The organism is Niveispirillum sp. GW835-FHT14G11 (assembly GCF_058793615.1).
In genome coordinates, this window is the sequence record NZ_JBXAFZ010000031.1 from 1 (window position 1) to 15,859 (window position 15,859).

Annotated in this window: 14 protein-coding genes; 3 read left to right on the forward strand and 11 right to left on the reverse strand. The window is 63.8% G+C overall.

From position 1 onward, the window contains the following. Window positions 1-105 precede the first annotated feature (105 nt). On the forward strand, window positions 106-231 hold the full coding sequence (locus AC1Q7F_RS31290; RefSeq protein WP_492512469.1) for a hypothetical protein: 126 nt from the start codon (window positions 106-108) through the stop codon (window positions 229-231). Window positions 232-790: 559 nt separating this feature from the next. Here the strand turns inward: AC1Q7F_RS31290 and AC1Q7F_RS31295 are convergent. Continuing rightward, window positions 791-1,663 carry a helix-turn-helix domain-containing protein gene (locus AC1Q7F_RS31295; RefSeq protein WP_492512470.1) on the reverse strand — a complete coding sequence of 291 codons (873 nt, stop codon included), beginning with the start codon at window positions 1,661-1,663 and terminating at the stop codon, window positions 791-793. 352 nt (window positions 1,664-2,015) lie between these two features. Here AC1Q7F_RS31295 and AC1Q7F_RS31300 point away from each other — a divergent pair, with 352 nt between their 5' ends. Next, window positions 2,016-2,264, forward strand: coding sequence for a transcriptional regulator domain-containing protein (locus AC1Q7F_RS31300; protein WP_488949307.1), 249 nt, complete (start codon window positions 2,016-2,018; stop codon window positions 2,262-2,264). A 37-nt stretch (window positions 2,265-2,301) separates the two neighbouring features. Next, window positions 2,302-2,820 (forward strand): DUF2285 domain-containing protein, encoded by a 519-nt coding sequence (locus AC1Q7F_RS31305; RefSeq protein WP_488949306.1) that lies wholly within the window; start codon window positions 2,302-2,304, stop codon window positions 2,818-2,820. Between the two features lie 136 nt (window positions 2,821-2,956). Here AC1Q7F_RS31305 and AC1Q7F_RS31310 read toward each other — a convergent pair whose 3' ends face one another. From AC1Q7F_RS31310 to AC1Q7F_RS31355, 10 genes are all read right to left on the reverse strand, one after another. After that, the gene (locus tag AC1Q7F_RS31310; protein ID WP_492512471.1) at window positions 2,957-3,610 is read right to left on the reverse strand and encodes a 3-oxoacid CoA-transferase subunit B; all 654 of its coding nucleotides are present in this window, start codon (window positions 3,608-3,610) and stop codon (window positions 2,957-2,959) included. Continuing rightward, entirely contained in the window at window positions 3,610-4,317 is a 708-nt protein-coding gene (locus AC1Q7F_RS31315; RefSeq protein ID WP_488949304.1) for a CoA transferase subunit A, read from the reverse strand. The genes AC1Q7F_RS31310 and AC1Q7F_RS31315 overlap by 1 nt, the downstream gene beginning before the upstream one ends. Before the next feature lie 37 nt (window positions 4,318-4,354). After that, a complete protein-coding gene (locus tag AC1Q7F_RS31320; protein WP_492512472.1) occupies window positions 4,355-5,446 on the reverse strand; it encodes a branched-chain amino acid aminotransferase in 1,092 nt (363 codons plus the stop codon). After that, on the reverse strand, window positions 5,443-7,188 hold the full coding sequence (locus AC1Q7F_RS31325) for a hydantoinase B/oxoprolinase family protein (protein WP_492512473.1): 1,746 nt from the start codon (window positions 7,186-7,188) through the stop codon (window positions 5,443-5,445). Before AC1Q7F_RS31325 ends, AC1Q7F_RS31320 begins: the two co-directional genes overlap by 4 nt. Beyond that, window positions 7,185-9,242, reverse strand: coding sequence for a hydantoinase/oxoprolinase family protein (locus AC1Q7F_RS31330; RefSeq protein ID WP_492512474.1), 2,058 nt, complete (start codon window positions 9,240-9,242; stop codon window positions 7,185-7,187). The genes AC1Q7F_RS31325 and AC1Q7F_RS31330 overlap by 4 nt, the downstream gene beginning before the upstream one ends. Before the next feature lie 48 nt (window positions 9,243-9,290). Continuing rightward, window positions 9,291-10,226 (reverse strand): 3,5-dioxohexanoate:acetyl-CoA acetone transferase, encoded by a 936-nt coding sequence (kce, locus tag AC1Q7F_RS31335; RefSeq protein WP_488949300.1) that lies wholly within the window; start codon window positions 10,224-10,226, stop codon window positions 9,291-9,293. A 112-nt stretch (window positions 10,227-10,338) separates the two neighbouring features. Further along, window positions 10,339-11,388 (reverse strand): hypothetical protein, encoded by a 1,050-nt coding sequence (locus AC1Q7F_RS31340; protein WP_492512475.1) that lies wholly within the window; start codon window positions 11,386-11,388, stop codon window positions 10,339-10,341. Continuing rightward, window positions 11,388-12,758, reverse strand: coding sequence for an MFS transporter (locus AC1Q7F_RS31345; protein ID WP_492512476.1), 1,371 nt, complete (start codon window positions 12,756-12,758; stop codon window positions 11,388-11,390). Before AC1Q7F_RS31345 ends, AC1Q7F_RS31340 begins: the two co-directional genes overlap by 1 nt. Before the next feature lie 44 nt (window positions 12,759-12,802). Next, the gene (locus AC1Q7F_RS31350) at window positions 12,803-13,633 is read right to left on the reverse strand and encodes an amidohydrolase family protein (protein WP_488949296.1); all 831 of its coding nucleotides are present in this window, start codon (window positions 13,631-13,633) and stop codon (window positions 12,803-12,805) included. Window positions 13,634-13,698: 65 nt separating this feature from the next. Further along, the gene (locus AC1Q7F_RS31355) at window positions 13,699-15,837 is read right to left on the reverse strand and encodes a TonB-dependent receptor (protein WP_492512477.1); all 2,139 of its coding nucleotides are present in this window, start codon (window positions 15,835-15,837) and stop codon (window positions 13,699-13,701) included. Window positions 15,838-15,859: the final 22 nt, after the last annotated feature.

The window sequence follows — 15,859 nt, forward strand, 5'->3', positions numbered from 1 at the left end:
TAACATCAACCCGCAACGAGCCAGAACCTCCACTCACAAAATCATCCAACCGTCCCATTTGTTTCGACGACGGACACCGAGAAGTTCAGGCGCGGTGAGCGATCATTGCGCGACCATCCGCTGATGCGGCAGATCGACATGCTGCTACTTGAGGATTTTCATCTTTCTTCGGATGCCAGTGACCTGGACATCCTGGAGCTGCTGGTTGAACGCAATCAGGAGCGCATGTAGCTAGTTGGTTGGTCGGTTGACACGTCTGAGCGGGACTGAACTCGCCAAGCTGCCGCGAATGACCGAGAACTTGATTTTGGTGGCTGCTGATGAATCTCGAACGATTGTCCGCTTTGCCTATCCGGCTATCCAAATGCTGCCGGTCTGCAAACGGCCCCAAAGGAGGCGTAAGCCTTGCCAGAGCGTCGGTGAGCCTATATAAAATATGTCAATCAAATCAGCGCAGTAAGGTTGTTGTAACGTCGGTCAAATCGAGCCCCCGCATCCATGGCTAAGCCGTTGATCTCCAAAAGAGATCAACGGCTTTTGTCGTTCTGGATCCAACCTACCACACATCCCGCAGGTAACATATAGGTAACAACAGAGAGTGAAAATGGGCGTAGGTCACGCCCTTGCCGCTCACTTGGCGAGGCTCCAGAAGCTGGCCTTGCGGCCATGGGCTTATGGTCTGGCAGCATAGGCGGCATGATTGGGCGCGGCTGGCCAATTGGTGGTCTACAGGGGCCAACCGTCCCATACGTCGGGAACCATTATCAGCGGATTGCCAGCATGGAGCAGGTTACCGGCGGTCCCGCCGCCACTGCGATGGCGTCACCCCGGTAGCCTTGTGAAAGCTGTCCGTGAAGTGGCTGGGCGTGGCGAAGCCCAGTGCCATGGCGATATCGGTGATGGATTTACCAGGATCGAGCAGCATCGCCTTTGCCCGATGGATCCGACGCTGTGCCACATAACGTAAAGGCGATGCATCCAGGCTAGTTCGGAACGCCCGACCGAATTGGTTCGGGCTCAAGTCGACCTCAGCGGCCAGACGCTCCAACGTCAGCTCTTCGTGCAGATGCGCCTCAATATAGGAAAGCACCCGACGCTGCCGTGAAATGCCAAGCCCGCCGCTGATGGTGGGCCGCGACGGTTTGCCGCCGAATGTTTCGCACAGGCGGCTCGCCAATAGGGCGCAGGCAAAGGTCAGAGACGCGCCTTGCTCCGATTGCCCCAGTGCTTCCTTGAGAATATCCAGAATGTTGGCGATGCCCATATCCCTTATATCAAGGAGGGCCTGCATGCCGGCCAACTTGTCGGGGCCGTCGAGTGCGACCGATCTGGTGACGAAATCCACGCCCATGGCCACAAGAAAAACTTGCTGTCGGCCCGGCCAGGCGACATTGAAAATGCAATCCGGTGGCGAAAGATGGATTTGTCCTCGTTGGGCGTGATGGCGGGTGGGATAACGGTGATCCAAGGGTTGCCAATGCAAGGTAAACGGCTCCCCCTCGTGCTGCACCAGAGTGAGGTGGGGTGAGCCGAGCCTTGCGCCGGGGCACTCGTCAAGGAGATATCGCCCAATGGCGAAGCCATCGCGTCGGATGCAGCGCAGGGAGATGATGCCTGTTGGTAATGTGTCAGTCAGGAAATCAATGAAGCTGTAATTATTCATGAGAACCCTCTTGTACTGACAAGCGGTCATCTGTGCCTGAGTTTCCGTTGATGTATTTTGTATTAAATTCAGAAATGATATGCGGTGCGGAGAGTGCAATACGGCCAGAATGCGTATGATATGGGGAGCCATGAACTATTTAGGGGTATTTTATTTTAGATCTAATTTAAATTTAAAATCTCCACATTTGGGCTGAATAATTTGGCGCTGCCTCGACAGCTATGGTGTTCGCCCGAAAGTTCCCTGGGTATCATCTATCGATAATAATCGATGCCGCCAGCGTTCCGGATGGTGGCGATTTGTCGGTCGCCGTATCCATGTCCGGCGTGACCTGATGGGAGGTGGCATACCCATGCAGAACAAGAGCCTTATCGACGCCGTTTTGTCCGTGCCAGACTGGCAAGATGCGGGCGGCTATTCCCCTTTGCGGAACCTGGATCGGACCGGCTGGGCTTGGCAGCGGCTGCGGCGGAATACCGATTTCAGGGCAGCCCTGAAATCCAGCACTCTTCTAACCTGCGTTGATCGGGTGGTGATGCAACTGCATTCTGATGCACCCGAATGCCTCTGGGGGGTGATGTTTCGCCGACGTAACGGGTGATCCAAAGGTCTATTGGCACCCCGACGCCTGTTCGTCGGTGATCAACGTTGTCGCCGAACCACCGGATAGGACCACAAGACGGGACGACCTGTTCGATCTGGCCGCCGTCAGGGATATCGCAACCATCGTCAGGCCACCCCAGGGTGGGGAGCATCTGCTGCTGACCGATGGCAGCCGGCATCTGCAGCTTCAGGTGACTGAAGGCAGCGTGCTAGAGGGGCCGGTCCAGTTCCGCTGCACGCTTAACGGGATGCGTGATATGGAGCAGAAGGTTCTTGCCCTGAGGCGGTTATGTTTGTGCCACCGGCTGGGTCGGCTACCGCGTAGCCTGTATCCGCCGGAGCCGCAGGCCGGACGCTGGATCGATAAGCTGCGGACGGTCGATGCCGTCGCTGCCGGGGCAAGTCACCGGGAAATTGCCGCTGTCCTGTTCGGGGAAAAGCGCACCGCCGCGGAATGGTCGCGGGCGTCGGATCACCTGCGTCTGCGGGTTCAGCGGCTGGTACGGGACGGGACGCGGCTTGTGCAGGACGGGTACAGGGAACTGTTGGTGTGATCGGCTTCGGGCGAGAGGCGGAGGCCGATGGGTGTAGCGACGGGAGCCAGGGTAGGAGAGTACCCGACCTTCGGTTTGGAACCCCTGACGAGAGGGGGGCTTTGCCATGAAGCTGATCAAGACTGCGTTGCCGGTGCTAAACGGCTGATGATCCCGGCATCAGGAAATGCCCCGTCGTCCGTGCCCGCACATCCTCAACCGTAACCCCTGTCGCCAGTTCGAGCAGGTGGAAGGGCGAGCGGTGGTCGGACCGCTGGAAGACGGCAAGGTCGGTGACGATCATGTCGACCACATTCCGGCCGGTCAGCGGCAGGGTGCAGGCGGGGATGAATTTCGCGCCGCCGTCCTTGGCATTATGCTCCATGATGACGATGATCCTCTTGACGCCAGCGACTAGGTCCATGGCGCCGCCCATACCCTTGACCATCCTGCCAGGAATCATCCAATTGGCGATGTCGCCATTCTCCGCCACTTCCATCGCGCCCAGCACGGCGACATCGATATGACCGCCGCGGATCATGGCGAAGCTCTGCGCGCTGTCGAAATAGGCTGAGTGGGGCAGCTCGCTGATCGTCTGCTTGCCGGCATTGATCAGGTCGGGGTCGATGTCATCGGCATAGGGGAAGGGCCCGATGCCCAGCATGCCGTTCTCCGACTGCAAGGTGACCGTGATGTCGCGGGGCACATGGTTGGCCACCAGCGTGGGAATGCCGATGCCGAGATTGACATAGAAGCCATCCTGCAATTCCCGCGCGGCGCGGGCGGCCATTTCATCTCTGGTCCAGGGCATCAGGCGGCCTCCCTCTCACGCACGGTGCGGAACTCGATCTTCTTGTCGTAGGGCGCGCCGACGACCATGCGCTGGACATAGACACCGGGCAGGTGGATGGCGTCGGGGTCGAGCGATCCCGCCGGCACCACCTCCTCCACCTCGATCACGCAGACCTTGCCGCAGGTAGCGGCAGGGACATTGAAGTTGCGGGCGGTCTTGCGGAAGATCGCATTGCCCGTCATGTCCGCCTTCCAGGCCTTCACCAGGCTGATATCGGCGAAGATGCCCTGCTCCAGGATATATTCCTGGCCGGCGAAGGCCTTCACCTCCTTGCCCTCGGCGACCAGGGTGCCGACGCCGGTCTTCGTGTAGAAGCCGGGAATGCCGGCACCGCCGGCCCGCATCCGCTCCGCCAGCGTTCCCTGGGGACAGAATTCGACCTCAAGCTCGCCCGACAGATATTGCCGCTCGAACTCCTTGTTCTCGCCGACATAGGAGGCGATCATCTTCCGCACCTGCCGGCTGCGCAACAGCTTGCCGATGCCCTCATTGTCGATGCCGGCATTGTTGCTGGCGAAGGTGAGGCCGGTGGCGCCACTGTCGCGCACGGCATCGAGCAGGCGCTCGGGGATGCCGCAAAGGCCGAAGCCGCCGCAGGCAATCAGCAGACCGTCGCGCAGAAGCCCGTCAAGGGCCGCCGCGGCGGTCGGGTAAAGCTTGTTCATGTCACCGTCCAATCATTCATGTCCAACCGATGCCTCGTCAGGGAATCCTGTGCACCCAGCCTCGCTTGTCCAGGAGGGTGCCGCGCTGGATGCCGGTGAGTTGCCGGCGCAGTTCCCGCGTCACCGGATAAGAGCCGTTGGCACCAATGGTGAAGTTGCCGGCTTCGCTGCGGACCTGGCCGATGGGCGTGACGACAGCCGCGGTTCCGCAAGCGAAAGCTTCCCGCAGCCGCCCGCTGGCTGCATCGCGTTGCCACTGCTGGAAATCATACTGTTCCTCCCGGACCGTGATCCCCTGGTCGCGTGCCAGTGTGATGATCGAATCCCGAGTGATGCCCGGCAGGATGGTGCCAAGCGGTGGCGTCAGCAGGGAGCCGTCATCGAACACGAAGAAGATGTTCATGCCGCCCAGTTCCTCGACATGGCGCCGCTCGGCCGCATCCAGGAAGACCACCTGGTCGCAGCCATGGGCGCTGGCCTGTGCCTGGGCCAGCAGGCTTGCCGCATAATTGCCGCCGCACTTGGCGGCGCCGGTCCCGCCGGGGGCGGCGCGCGAGAAGTCCGTGGAGACCCAGACGGTCACCGCCTCCTTCCCGGCCTTGAAATAGGGGCCGACGGCCGACGCGATGACCAGGAACAGGTATTCGGAAGAAGGCTTCACGCCCAGGAACGTCTCGCTGGCGAACATGAACGGTCGCAGATAGAGGCTGCCTTCACCGCCGGGAATCCAGTCCCGGTCGATCTTCACCAGTTGCTCGATCGCCTCAATGAACAGGCTTTCCGGCAACAGGGGCATCGCCATGCGCGCGGCGGAGCGGTTGAATCGCGCCGCGTTCGCCTCCGGCCGGAAAAGGGTGATCCCGTCACCGTCGGTCCTGTATGCCTTCAACCCTTCGAAGATTTCCTGTGCATAGTGCAGGACGGAACAGGCGGGATCGAGGGTGAGAGGCGTGCGGGCCTTCACCTCCGCATTGTGCCAACCGGGACCTTCCACATAGCGGATCATCGCCATATGGTCGGTGAAAACCCGCCCGAAGCCGGGATTTTCCAGCAGGGCCGTGCGTTTGGCCGCGGCGATTGGGCTGCTGCTGGGCAGGATATCGAATTTGAGGGGGGCTTTGCTGTTCACGCCATCGCATCCCGGCGGAGCGCCTTTCCGTTCTCGATGGCGATGCCATAGACATCCAGTGCGCGTTCGGTGGTCAGCAGTCCTTCCCGGACCATCAGGGCCACGGCGTCCGGATCGCGTTCCCGGGGTGGGCCGTAGCCGCCGCCGCCCGTGCCGACCGACACGATGATTTCCCCCGGCTCCAGCCGGACCATGGCGCAGGGGGCGAGCTGTTCCTCCGTGCCGTCGCGCCGGCGCAACCGTTGGTCGGCACGGCCGCCGGGCAGCCCGCCGCGCGCACCCAGCGGCGGGTTGTGGTGGCCGTCGGCGACATAGCCGATCTCCATGGCGGCACGGGTCGGGCCATATTCGACCAGGATGGCCTGCGCGCCGACATGGCGCCCGGCCCCTTCCGTATCGGGGATCAGTTCACGCCGCTCCACCACGATCGGGTGATAAAGCTCGTCCAGTTCGACCCCGTCGACGCAGGAGAGGCCGGCATTGCCGACATGCGCGGTGGTCAGCCAGGCATCGCCCCTGGGCCCCGCGGCCCCGCCGGTCATGCCCAGGAACAGCTGGTTGACATAATCCAGGCCCGTGCGCGGGTCGCGGCCCGAGACCACGCCTGTGGAGGGCGCGATGACGGCCCCCACCTCGGCCAGGCCGGCACCCTCCACCAGTTCCGCGAAAGCATGCTGGGTGGCGTTGGCGACGCGGTCGGCGATGTTGGTGGTGGCGGCGGAACAGCTTGTCGGGTGGCGCGGGATGCCCACGATGCAGTTTTCCCGCAGCCGGACATCGATGCGCCGGAAGGCGCCGGCATTCTTGGGCACCTGGGGATCGACGGAATTGAAGACGCCGATCAGGGCCGCCGTCCGCGCGCAGGCCTCGGAAAGGTTGAGCCCGCAGGGCATGCAATCCGGGTTGTCGGTCAGATCGACGGTGATGCGGGCAGCGGCGGGATCGACGGTGATCGTGGACCGGATCGTCACGCCCTCGGCCGGTGTGCCGGGGAACGGGTCGTGGGTCGATTGGGCACTGACATGGCCGGCCGGCAATGCCCGGATGGCGGCGACCATGCGGCTTTCCGAATAGTCGAACCAGGCTGCCGCGAAGGCCGCCAGCTCGTCCCAGCCCATGGACGCACCCAGCGCCAGCAGTTCCCGCTCGCCGATGCGGGCGGCACCCAGGGCCGCAAGATAGTCGCCGCGCCATTGCTGGGGCACGCGGATGCGCATCTCGCACATGCGCAGCACATCATCGATGTCGGCATAGTCGCGCTGGATGGAAACGCAGGGGAAGATCAGCGCCCCTTCATGATAGACGTCCCGCGCATCGCCCATATAGGTCGTGGGCACCGAATTGCCGATATCGGCCTGGTGGGCCTTGGCAACGACGGTGAAGCGATGGACGCCGTCATCATCGATCACGGGAACCAGGATGGTCTGGTCGGCCGCGTGGGAACAGCCGTGATAGGGCGAGTTGTGGATGAAGGCATCGCCCCGGCGCAGGATCGGGTGGAAGGCGGTCATCGACCGGGCCATCAGGTCAGGGCCGGACAGGACATGGATGGGCAGGCTGTCGGCCGTGGTCAGCAGGTCGCCCGACGCCGTGACGATGCAACAGGAAAAGTCCTTGGCGCGGTTGAGCACACCCGACCGGCCCGTGCGCAGCAGAGTGTTCGACATCTTGCGGGCGATGCCGGAGAGGCGGTTGGCGAGGATGGCCAGGCGGGCGCCATCGAAGCGGATCGTGTCGGTCATGGATGGATCACCAGGCTGCCGGAAGGTTGACGGACATAGCGGGCGGCGGGGTCGATAACGACCGTCGTGAAGGGGGATTCCAGGATCGCAGGCCCCTGGTACTCCCTTCCCTCCGGCAGGGCGTCGAGCCGCCGGACGGGTGTGTCGACCGGGCCATGGCCGGGGAAAGTGACGCGGCGGCTGCCCCGTTCGACTTGCCCGCCGACGGGTGGCAACCGGAAGGCGTTGCGCGCGGTCAGCCGGCAGCTTATGTCGGCCCTGAGCGCCACGATCTCTACATGCGACGATGGATCATCGACGGTGAACAGCGTCTTGTGCTGCGCGTCGAACAGGCGACGGAACCGGTCGATGCCGGCGCGGTCGTGGATGCCGTCAATATCGATGGGGATGTCGATCTCCCAGACCTGGTTCTCGTACCGTGCTTCGGCGACGGCGGATATCCGGGCTTCCACCGCCCCCGCCCCCGGACCATCGGCAAAGGCCTGGCATTGCCGGCGCAGGCGCGACAGGGCGGCATTGACGCCGCTCCAGTCATCGCCGCGCGTGCTGGCGAAGGCGACCTCCGCATATTGGGCGGTCAGGTCGGAGAGCAGGGCGCCGGCGGCACTCAGCGTGGCACCCGTCTCCGGCACCAGCAGCCTGTCCACGCCCAGCCGCCGGGCGATGTAGAGCGAATTCAGGCCGGCGGCACCGCCGCCGCCGATCAGGACGGCATCGGCCGGGTCCACGCCCTGGGCCACCGTGATGTCGACAATGGCCTGCACCATGTTCTCGGTGACCAGCTCGATGATGGCGGCGGCGGCCTGTTCCACGTCGAAGCCCAGCGGTCCGGCCACGTCGCGGGTGATGGCGTCGCGTGCGGCGGTCAGATCAAGTTTGATGGAACCGCCCAGGAAGAAGTCCGGATCGATGAAGCCCAGGACCAGGGCGGCGTCGGAGACCGTGGCCTTGGTCCCGCCCCGGCCATAGCAGGCGGGACCCGGCTGGGCGCCCGCACTTTGCGGACCGACATGCAGCATGCCGCCCGCGTCGACCCAGGCGATCGATCCGCCACCGGCCCCCACGCTTTTCATGTCCACGGCGGGAAAGCCGACCAGATGGCCGTTCAGGGGCTTACCGATCCACATTTCCCGCGTCACCGGAATCTCGCCCTGGCGGATCAGCCCGACATCATAGGTGGTGCCGCCGGTATCGGCGACGATGGCCGTGGCCGCACCTTCGGCCAGGGCATAATGGCGCCCCGCCACCGGCGCCACGGACGGGCCGGAATTGATCACCTGGACGGGCGTGCGGGCGACCTCGTCAGCATCCAGCATCCCGCCGCGCGAGGTCAGGACCAGCACGCGCCCCTGGAAGCCCGCATCGGCCAGCCGACCCTTCAGGCCTGCAATGTAACGGGTCATCAGCGGCTTCAGGCTGGCATCGATGGCGGCGGAGCAGGCGCGGCGATATTCGCGCGGCGTTGGGTTCAGCTGATGCGACAGCGTCACCTGGATGTCGGGCGCATGTTCGGCCAAAAGCGCGCCGACGCGCAGCTCATGCGCCGGATTGACGATCGACCAAAGCAGGCAGACGGCCACTGCCTGCACGCCTTCTTCCTTCAGCCGCCCGATGGCGGCCAGCACCGCCTCCTCATCAAGCGGCCGATGGACCGAGCCATCATGGAGCAGGCGTTCGGGAATGGCGAAGGTCAGGGCGCGGGGGATATAGGGCCTGGGATAGGGATCATCATGGTTGAAGGGTTCGGCGCGGCCACCTTCGCGCAGGGTCAGGATGTCCCGATGGCCTTGCGTGACGAACAGTGCCGTCTTCGCCGTGTTGCCGGTGATGATGGCGTTGATGGCGTGGGTCGTGCCATGGATGAACATGTCGGCGCGGCCCAGGAATTGGGCCAGGCTTTCGCCCTGCGCGTCGGCCGCCAGGGCCAGCGCATCCAGCACGCCCCGGACGGGGTCGCTGGGCACGGTGGAGGCCTTGAACAGCGCGATCAGCCCATCATCATGTTCGACCACAAGGTCGGTGAAGGTGCCGCCCGTATCGGTTGCAAGCCGCATTTGGTTTCCTCGAAATGAAAATGCCGGGAGATGCCGTGGGGGTGCGCGTCAGCAGGCGACCGTGTCGCCGCCCTTCAGGTCCAGCATCTGCCGCGCTTCGTCGGGGGTGGCGATGGCCAGGCCCAGTTCCTCGATGATGCGGCGGACCTTGTGGACCTGTTCGGCGCTGTTGCGGGCCAATTGGCCGCGGCCGATATAGAGGCTGTCCTCCAGCCCCACCCGCACATTGCCGCCCAGCAGGGCGGACTGGGTGAGGAAAGGCATCTGCGCCCGGCCCGTGGCGATACAGGAAAGGTAGTAATCGTCCCCGAACAGCTTGTCGGCGATGCGCACCATATGCTGCAGGTTTTCCAGGTCGGCGCCGATGCCGCCACGGATGCCCAGGATGCATTGGACGAGGAACGGCGGCTTCACACGGCCCTTCTCGACGAAATAGGCCAGGTTGTAGAGATGGCCCACGTCGTAGCACTCGAACTCGAACTTCGTGCCGTTCGCGTCGCCCAGCTCCGTAATGACCTTGTCGATCATCTGGAAGGTGTTGGGATAGATCAGGTCGTAGGTCTGGGCCAGGTATTGCGGCTCCCAGTCATGCTTCCATTCCTGCCGGCGGCCGGCCAGTTCCCAGGCGCCGAAATTCATCGAGCCCATGTTGAGGCTGGCCACTTCGGCACGGATGCGTTTGGCGGGCGCCATGCGCTGTTCCAGCGTCATGCCCAGCCCGCCGCCCGTCGTGATGTTGAGGACGGCACCCGTCGCCTGCTTGATGCGCGGCAGGAAATCCATGAACAGGTCGGGGTCCTGGCTGGGACGGCCCGTGTTTGGATCGCGGGCATGCAGATGCAGGATGGCGGCGCCGGCCTCCGCCGCCCCGATCGACTGCTCGGTGATTTCGTCGGCGGTAACCGGCAGATAGGGCGACATGCTCGGCGTATGGATGGAACCGGTGATGGCGCAGGTGATGATGACTTTGTCCGATTTCCGCATTTCATCCTCGTGGAAGGCTTGTGATTTTCCGTAGGTCAGGTCGAGCGTCGCCAAGCCCCGGCGCGCGATGGCGACAGGATGCGTCGGGGCTCAATGCCGGCTCGGGCCTGACCTACGCGGCGGGCAGGGCTTCCTGCGCGCCGAACAGGTATCCGATCAGGTCCGGGGAAAAGGCGCGGCAGTATCCGCTGTCGATATACTGGCGGATGCGGAAGACCTTGCCGTGGCGCAGCACGCAGATCTTGAGCGTGCGCATGGAGAATTCCTGATCGGGGCGGACGATGGAGCGGCCGCTGATCGTATCCTCGATACAGACGCGGTTTTCCTCGGCCGTGATCTTGCGGATTTCCCGTTTCAGCCCGCCGGGGAAGGCCTTGCGCGTGCGCTCGCACAGGTCCACCAGGCTCTGCTTGTCCTGCAGCATCCGGCCCAGCACGGGCATGGTTTCCAGGTCGATCTCGTTGGAGAACAGCACATGATCGGCCAGCAGGTCGTACATCGCCGGGCTGCCCCATTGCTCGACCAGCGTCCGGGCGGCCCGCTTGTTCTCTTCCACTTCCGCCGGGGCGACCTTGATCCGGTCCTGGCCGATATCGGCCCAGGGGGTCTTGAGCAGCCAGCTGGCGCCCCAGGAATAGCGTTCGGCGGCAAGACTGTCGTCGGCACCGGCCATGGCGCCTTCCTTGATCCGTGCGCCGAACGCCTCATGCATCTGCCCGGCGAAATCGGCCATATAGGCGGAGTCGATATATTCGCGCAGGTTGACGACCCATTCCTTGTCGAATTCAAAGACCTTGACGCAATGGAAATTATGCTCCCGGTCCTGGCGGAACAGCGTGCGACCGCCATGGACGAAATATTCCGCCACGACCCGGTTGCCTTCGGCCGTGATGCTCTTGACCGCCCGGCAATTGCCGTCGGGATAGATCATCACGATGCCTTTCTCGGCACGCCGCTGCAGGGTGCGCAGGTCGGCGGTCTGGTGCGGGGCGGTCCCGTCCTTGCTGGCCTTGGCCGCCGCCTTGCCATGCAGGGGCGAGATCGAATAGTCGATCATGTGGCCTTCGAAGTGGGACACCTCGCCGTAATACGGGTAGGCCGCTTCGCAGAACAGGTCTTCCAGCATCAGCTTGACGATGCGCTTGTTCAGTTCGGCACTCATCATTCGGCTCCGCTTTGAATGGAGGACAGGTCGGAGGCGCCGGACAGGCGGGCATAGCTCCGGCCGGCGCGCGCCAGGGTGATTGCCGACAGGGGCAGGAACACCAGGACGACGATGAACAGGGAGATGTAGATCTTGGTTGGGTCGCGGACGACATAGTCGGTGATGCTGGCCACCGTCAGGGGACCGACAACATTCCCGATCAGGGCCACGACCAGCAGATAGACGGCGATCACCTGGCCCCGCACCTCGTTCGCGCACACGCCCTGCAGGAACACGGGCCCCAATGCCGCCGGCATGGTCACGCAGATCAGGCCGACGAACAGCAGCGGCAGCACCAGCCAGGGCGATGTCATGAAAGGGGCCACCAGCAAGGGCGGCATGGCGGCGATGACCGACCAGAAGGCGACCTTCAGGGCAGCATCACGCCGGCCGGCCTTCAGCAGACGCGACGTCACGCCGCCGGCGATGAAGATGCCGGTGATGCTGGCCGACAGCAGGCAGGCGCCATAGCTGACCCCGACCGTCACCCGCTCCCAGCCCAGGGTACGGATAAGGAAACTGGGAACCCACAGGTTCATCGCCATGAGGACCAGTGCCGAGGTCCCGACGCCGAAGAAATGATGGAGCAGGACCGAGCGGCGCGACCAGATATAGGTACTGGTGTCCCGCGTCGTCAGCTTGCGGGTGGCCAGACGCTCCTGCCGCACCGGCTCCCGCACGGTCAGGAAGACCAGCGAATAGACGATGCCCAGCAGGCCCAGGGCCAGGAACACCACCTGCCAGTTCCGGACCGACCCGAGCACGGGCAGGTCGATCGCGCCCCTATCCCCCAGCAGGTGCAGGAGCCCGCCGCCGAAGACCAGGGCCAGGCCACCGCCCAGCGAGGCGCCCAGCGTCAGGGCGAGCAGGCCGCGGGCACGGCGTTCGGGGGCGAGATAATCGCTGATCAGCGAGAAGGCGGCCGGCGACATGCCAGCCTCGCCCACGCCCACACCGACCCTGGCCAGGAACAACTGGCTGAAATTGCCGGCCAGGCCGCAGAGGCTGGTGGCGATGCTCCAGCCCAGGACGCTGAGCCCCGCGATGGCTCGGCGGCTCCAGCGGTCGACCAGCCAGCCCAGCGGCACACCCATGACGACGTAGAGCAGGGTGAAGGCCAGACCGTGCAGCAGGCTGATCTGGGTGTCGTTGATGGCAAGGTCGGCCTTGATCGGCTCCACCAGCATTGCCAGGATCAGCCGGTCGATGACGGACAGCGCCATGCCCACGGTCAGCACCACCACGACCCACCACGCGTAGGATTCCGACCGCCAAGTCCAGTCGCCCGCCGGTGCCGCGGCCCCGGCCTGCTGCTCTTGCTGAGCCATTTCTGTTTCCTTGAAAGAAAGGTTCGGGTGAACGCTCCGGCCTGTCAAAGACCCAGGATGCGCCTGGCATTCCCGCCCAGGATCGCCGCCTTCTCAACGTCCGACAGGTCGGACTCCAGGATCTGTTCCAACGGGCGGCCGATCGGCCTGGTCATGACGGGCAGGGAATAGAAATTGGAACCGAAGACGAAACGGTCGGCACCCACTCTGCGCACCTGCGGCTTGCCCATGAAGTCGAAGCTGATCGACATGGACAGGTCGAAATAGAGATTGGGCCGGCGTTCGGCGATGTCGGGCAGCGACTTGACCTGGGCGATGTCGTGGAAGACATCCAGGATGATCATGGGCAGGTCCGGGAAGGACTTAGCCAGCAGGTCCACCTGCCAGATGGACTCCATCTCGTTGCCCAGCGAATGGATGAAGGGCACCATCCCCGCCTCGCCGATCTTCTCGATCAGCTTGAACATCAACGGGCTGTCGATGGGCACGCATTGCATGCCGTTATGGAAGCCGATGCCGATGAGGCCCAGTTCCTCCTTGCAGCGCCTGACCTCGGCATAGCCGGCGGGGCCGTAGATCGGCTCCACCAGCCCCACACCGTGCAGCCGGCCGGGGGCGCGGTCGCGATAGGCGGCGATCTGGTTGTTGACTGCGGCCGTGTCAGCCAGGCCGTTGGGCCGCAGATACATGTTCCCGGCGATGATGACCGCCGAACTCATGTTGCCCGATGCCATCACCGACATGCGCAGCTTGAACTCAGGCTCGTCCTCTTCCACGGCGGGAGCGGCGGTGCCGCCGAAATCCAGCGCGCCTTTCAATCCCAGCCCGCATTCCAGGTGCTGATGCACATCGATGACATCGAAGGCGATGGTCATTGTACCCGTCCTTGGCTTTGAAAAAAGAGGAGCCGCCCCGGGGGACGGCTCCAGGGAGGGAGACGTCAGAACTTCAGGCCCATCGAGACGACGACACGGCGCAAGCCCCCCGTCGCGGCGAGATGGCATCCCACGCAGCTGCCGTCGGCGGCCTGTGCTCCCAGCTGCTGCGGGAAGAATTCGGTGAAGTAGTGCTCGTTGAAGACGTTATCGACGCGCGCGGAAAGCTCCCACGCATCGGAGATCGTGCCTAACGAGACACGGGCATTGACCAGCCAATATCCGGGATTGCGGTTGGAGACCGGATCATAGGTCAACTGCCACGGGAAGCTGCCCTTGTAGGCCGCGTCGGCATGCAGTCCCAGTTCCAGCTCTTCCGACACCGGCACCGAATAGGTGGCGGCGAAATTGGCGCTCCAGCGCGACGCGTTGGGGATTTGCCGGCCTTTCAGCGCGACACGATTGAAGGTGGCGTTCCCGGTCCATTCCGCATCCAGGTAGGAAAGCGAGGCCTCCAGGTTGAGATCTTCCACGGGCTGCCAGCGTGCTACGGCCTCTGCCCCCAGGCTGCGAGCGGGGCCGATATTGGTGATGCGCTTGCTGGCCACCGTGGCGCCGGGCGTGAAGATGATGCTTTCGCCCTGGCGGTCGCTGCTGTCGATATAGAAGGCGGAAAGCTCGTAATAGAAATCCCGGCCCAGGTCGCCCTTGACGCCCAGTTCGTAGGTCCAGTCGGTCTCAGGCTTGTACGGCACGGGCGGGCGTTCGGAGGCATCGACCTTGCCCGGCTCGTACCCTTGCGCGACCGTGGCGTATAGCAGCGTGTTGCCCTCGGTCGTGTAGGAGAGCGAGGCCTTGGGCAGCACCACGGTATCCGCCACGGTCAGGCGGCTGCCGGCGGTCACCGGGGCGCCCTTCACGACCAGGGAATGCTGCTTGTAGATGGTGCGCATCAGGCGGGCGCCGCCTGTCAGGGTGAAATCACCCATATAGAGGTTGGCGCTGCCGAAGCCGGCATAGTCGACATGCCGGCTCGACTGGTCGGTGTAGGGATTGATGAAGGCCGGCCCGGCGGTGATGGAAAGCGGCGAGACCTGATTGCCGACATTGCGGCGCAGCGAGGCATAGAGGCCGCCGATCCAGTCGAAGCGCTCCCCCTTCTCCGATGTCAGGCGCAGTTCCTGGGTAAGGACCTCACCCGGACGGCCATCGGCCTGGCCCTTCACGGCAGGGGTGGCCGTATAGTCGCCATCAACGATGTAGTCGGTCTTCTGGTGCGTATAGGAACTGAGCGAGGTCAGCTCCGCAGCGCCGAAATCATAGTTGACCTGGCCCACGAACCCGTAGGTCTCCGTCTTGTAGTTGGGCTTGAAAGACAACGACGTGTGGGTGTGGACCTCGTCGATGCTGTTCTGCCGGGAATAGCCGGCATAGGCCCCGTCGAAGTTCCGGTAGCGCGCGGTCAGCAGGGCCGAGAAATCCTCGCTGGGTTCGTACAGCACCTGGCCGCGCAGCCCGTATTCTCGCATCTCGCTGGTCGAGCTCTTCAGGTTGTCGTCCTTGTTGAAGCCCTCGTCATGCGTCCGGTAACCCGAAACGCGCATCGCCACGACGTCGCTGACGGGCGCATTCGCGTTGGCGTAGGCGCTCTGGTAGGAGTTGGAGAGGGAAAGATCGCCCTTGAACTCCATGGACGTGTCGAAGGTCGGGCGTTTGGAGATGTAGCGGACGGCACCGCCCAGGCTGCTGCCGCCGAACAGGGTGCCTTGCGGTCCCTTCAGGATTTCGACCCGCTCCAGGTCTTCCAGGCGCATGGTCTTGTCGGTGTAGTTCTGGACGTCATCGACATAGAAGCCCACACCCTCGACGAAGCCGTAGGAGCCCACGCCGCGCAGAACCACGTTGGGAACATGGTTCTGCCGTTCCGCCATCGATAGGCCGGGCGCCTGGCGGCCCAGGTCGTTGATAGTGGCGATGCCGCGTGTCTCCAGCCCCTCGCTGGAAATGGCGGAGATGGCGAGCGGCACACTGCGCAGCACTTCCGCACGTTTCTGTGCCGTCACCACGATCTCGCCCAGCAATTCCTGGCTGGCGCTTTCGGCCTGTGGCGTCGCGGATCCCGTCGACTGGGCCGACGCCGGCCATGGCGTCAGCATCGTTGCCGTCAGCAGGATGCCAGCCGGCCTGATCATATTCTTCTTCATCGTGCTGCCCTCTTTTGTCCCT

Excerpts from the sequence above, each read along its gene's own strand:
- AC1Q7F_RS31310 (WP_492512471.1), bottom strand. The coding sequence starts at position 3,610 with ATGCCCTGGACCAGAGATGAAATGGCCGCCCGCGCCGCGCGGGAATTG.
- AC1Q7F_RS31315 (WP_488949304.1), bottom strand. The coding sequence starts at position 4,317 with ATGAACAAGCTTTACCCGACCGCCGCGGCGGCCCTTGACGGGCTTCTG.
- kce (WP_488949300.1), bottom strand. The coding sequence starts at position 10,226 with ATGCGGAAATCGGACAAAGTCATCATCACCTGCGCCATCACCGGTTCC.
- AC1Q7F_RS31355 (WP_492512477.1), bottom strand. The coding sequence starts at position 15,837 with ATGAAGAAGAATATGATCAGGCCGGCTGGCATCCTGCTGACGGCAACG.
- AC1Q7F_RS31325 (WP_492512473.1), bottom strand. The coding sequence starts at position 7,188 with ATGACCGACACGATCCGCTTCGATGGCGCCCGCCTGGCCATCCTCGCC.
- AC1Q7F_RS31295 (WP_492512470.1), bottom strand. The coding sequence starts at position 1,663 with ATGAATAATTACAGCTTCATTGATTTCCTGACTGACACATTACCAACA.
- AC1Q7F_RS31350 (WP_488949296.1), bottom strand. The coding sequence starts at position 13,633 with ATGACCATCGCCTTCGATGTCATCGATGTGCATCAGCACCTGGAATGC.
- AC1Q7F_RS31340 (WP_492512475.1), bottom strand. The coding sequence starts at position 11,388 with ATGAGTGCCGAACTGAACAAGCGCATCGTCAAGCTGATGCTGGAAGAC.
- AC1Q7F_RS31345 (WP_492512476.1), bottom strand. The coding sequence starts at position 12,758 with ATGGCTCAGCAAGAGCAGCAGGCCGGGGCCGCGGCACCGGCGGGCGAC.
- AC1Q7F_RS31300 (WP_488949307.1), top strand. The coding sequence starts at position 2,016 with ATGCAGAACAAGAGCCTTATCGACGCCGTTTTGTCCGTGCCAGACTGG.
- AC1Q7F_RS31330 (WP_492512474.1), bottom strand. The coding sequence starts at position 9,242 with ATGCGGCTTGCAACCGATACGGGCGGCACCTTCACCGACCTTGTGGTC.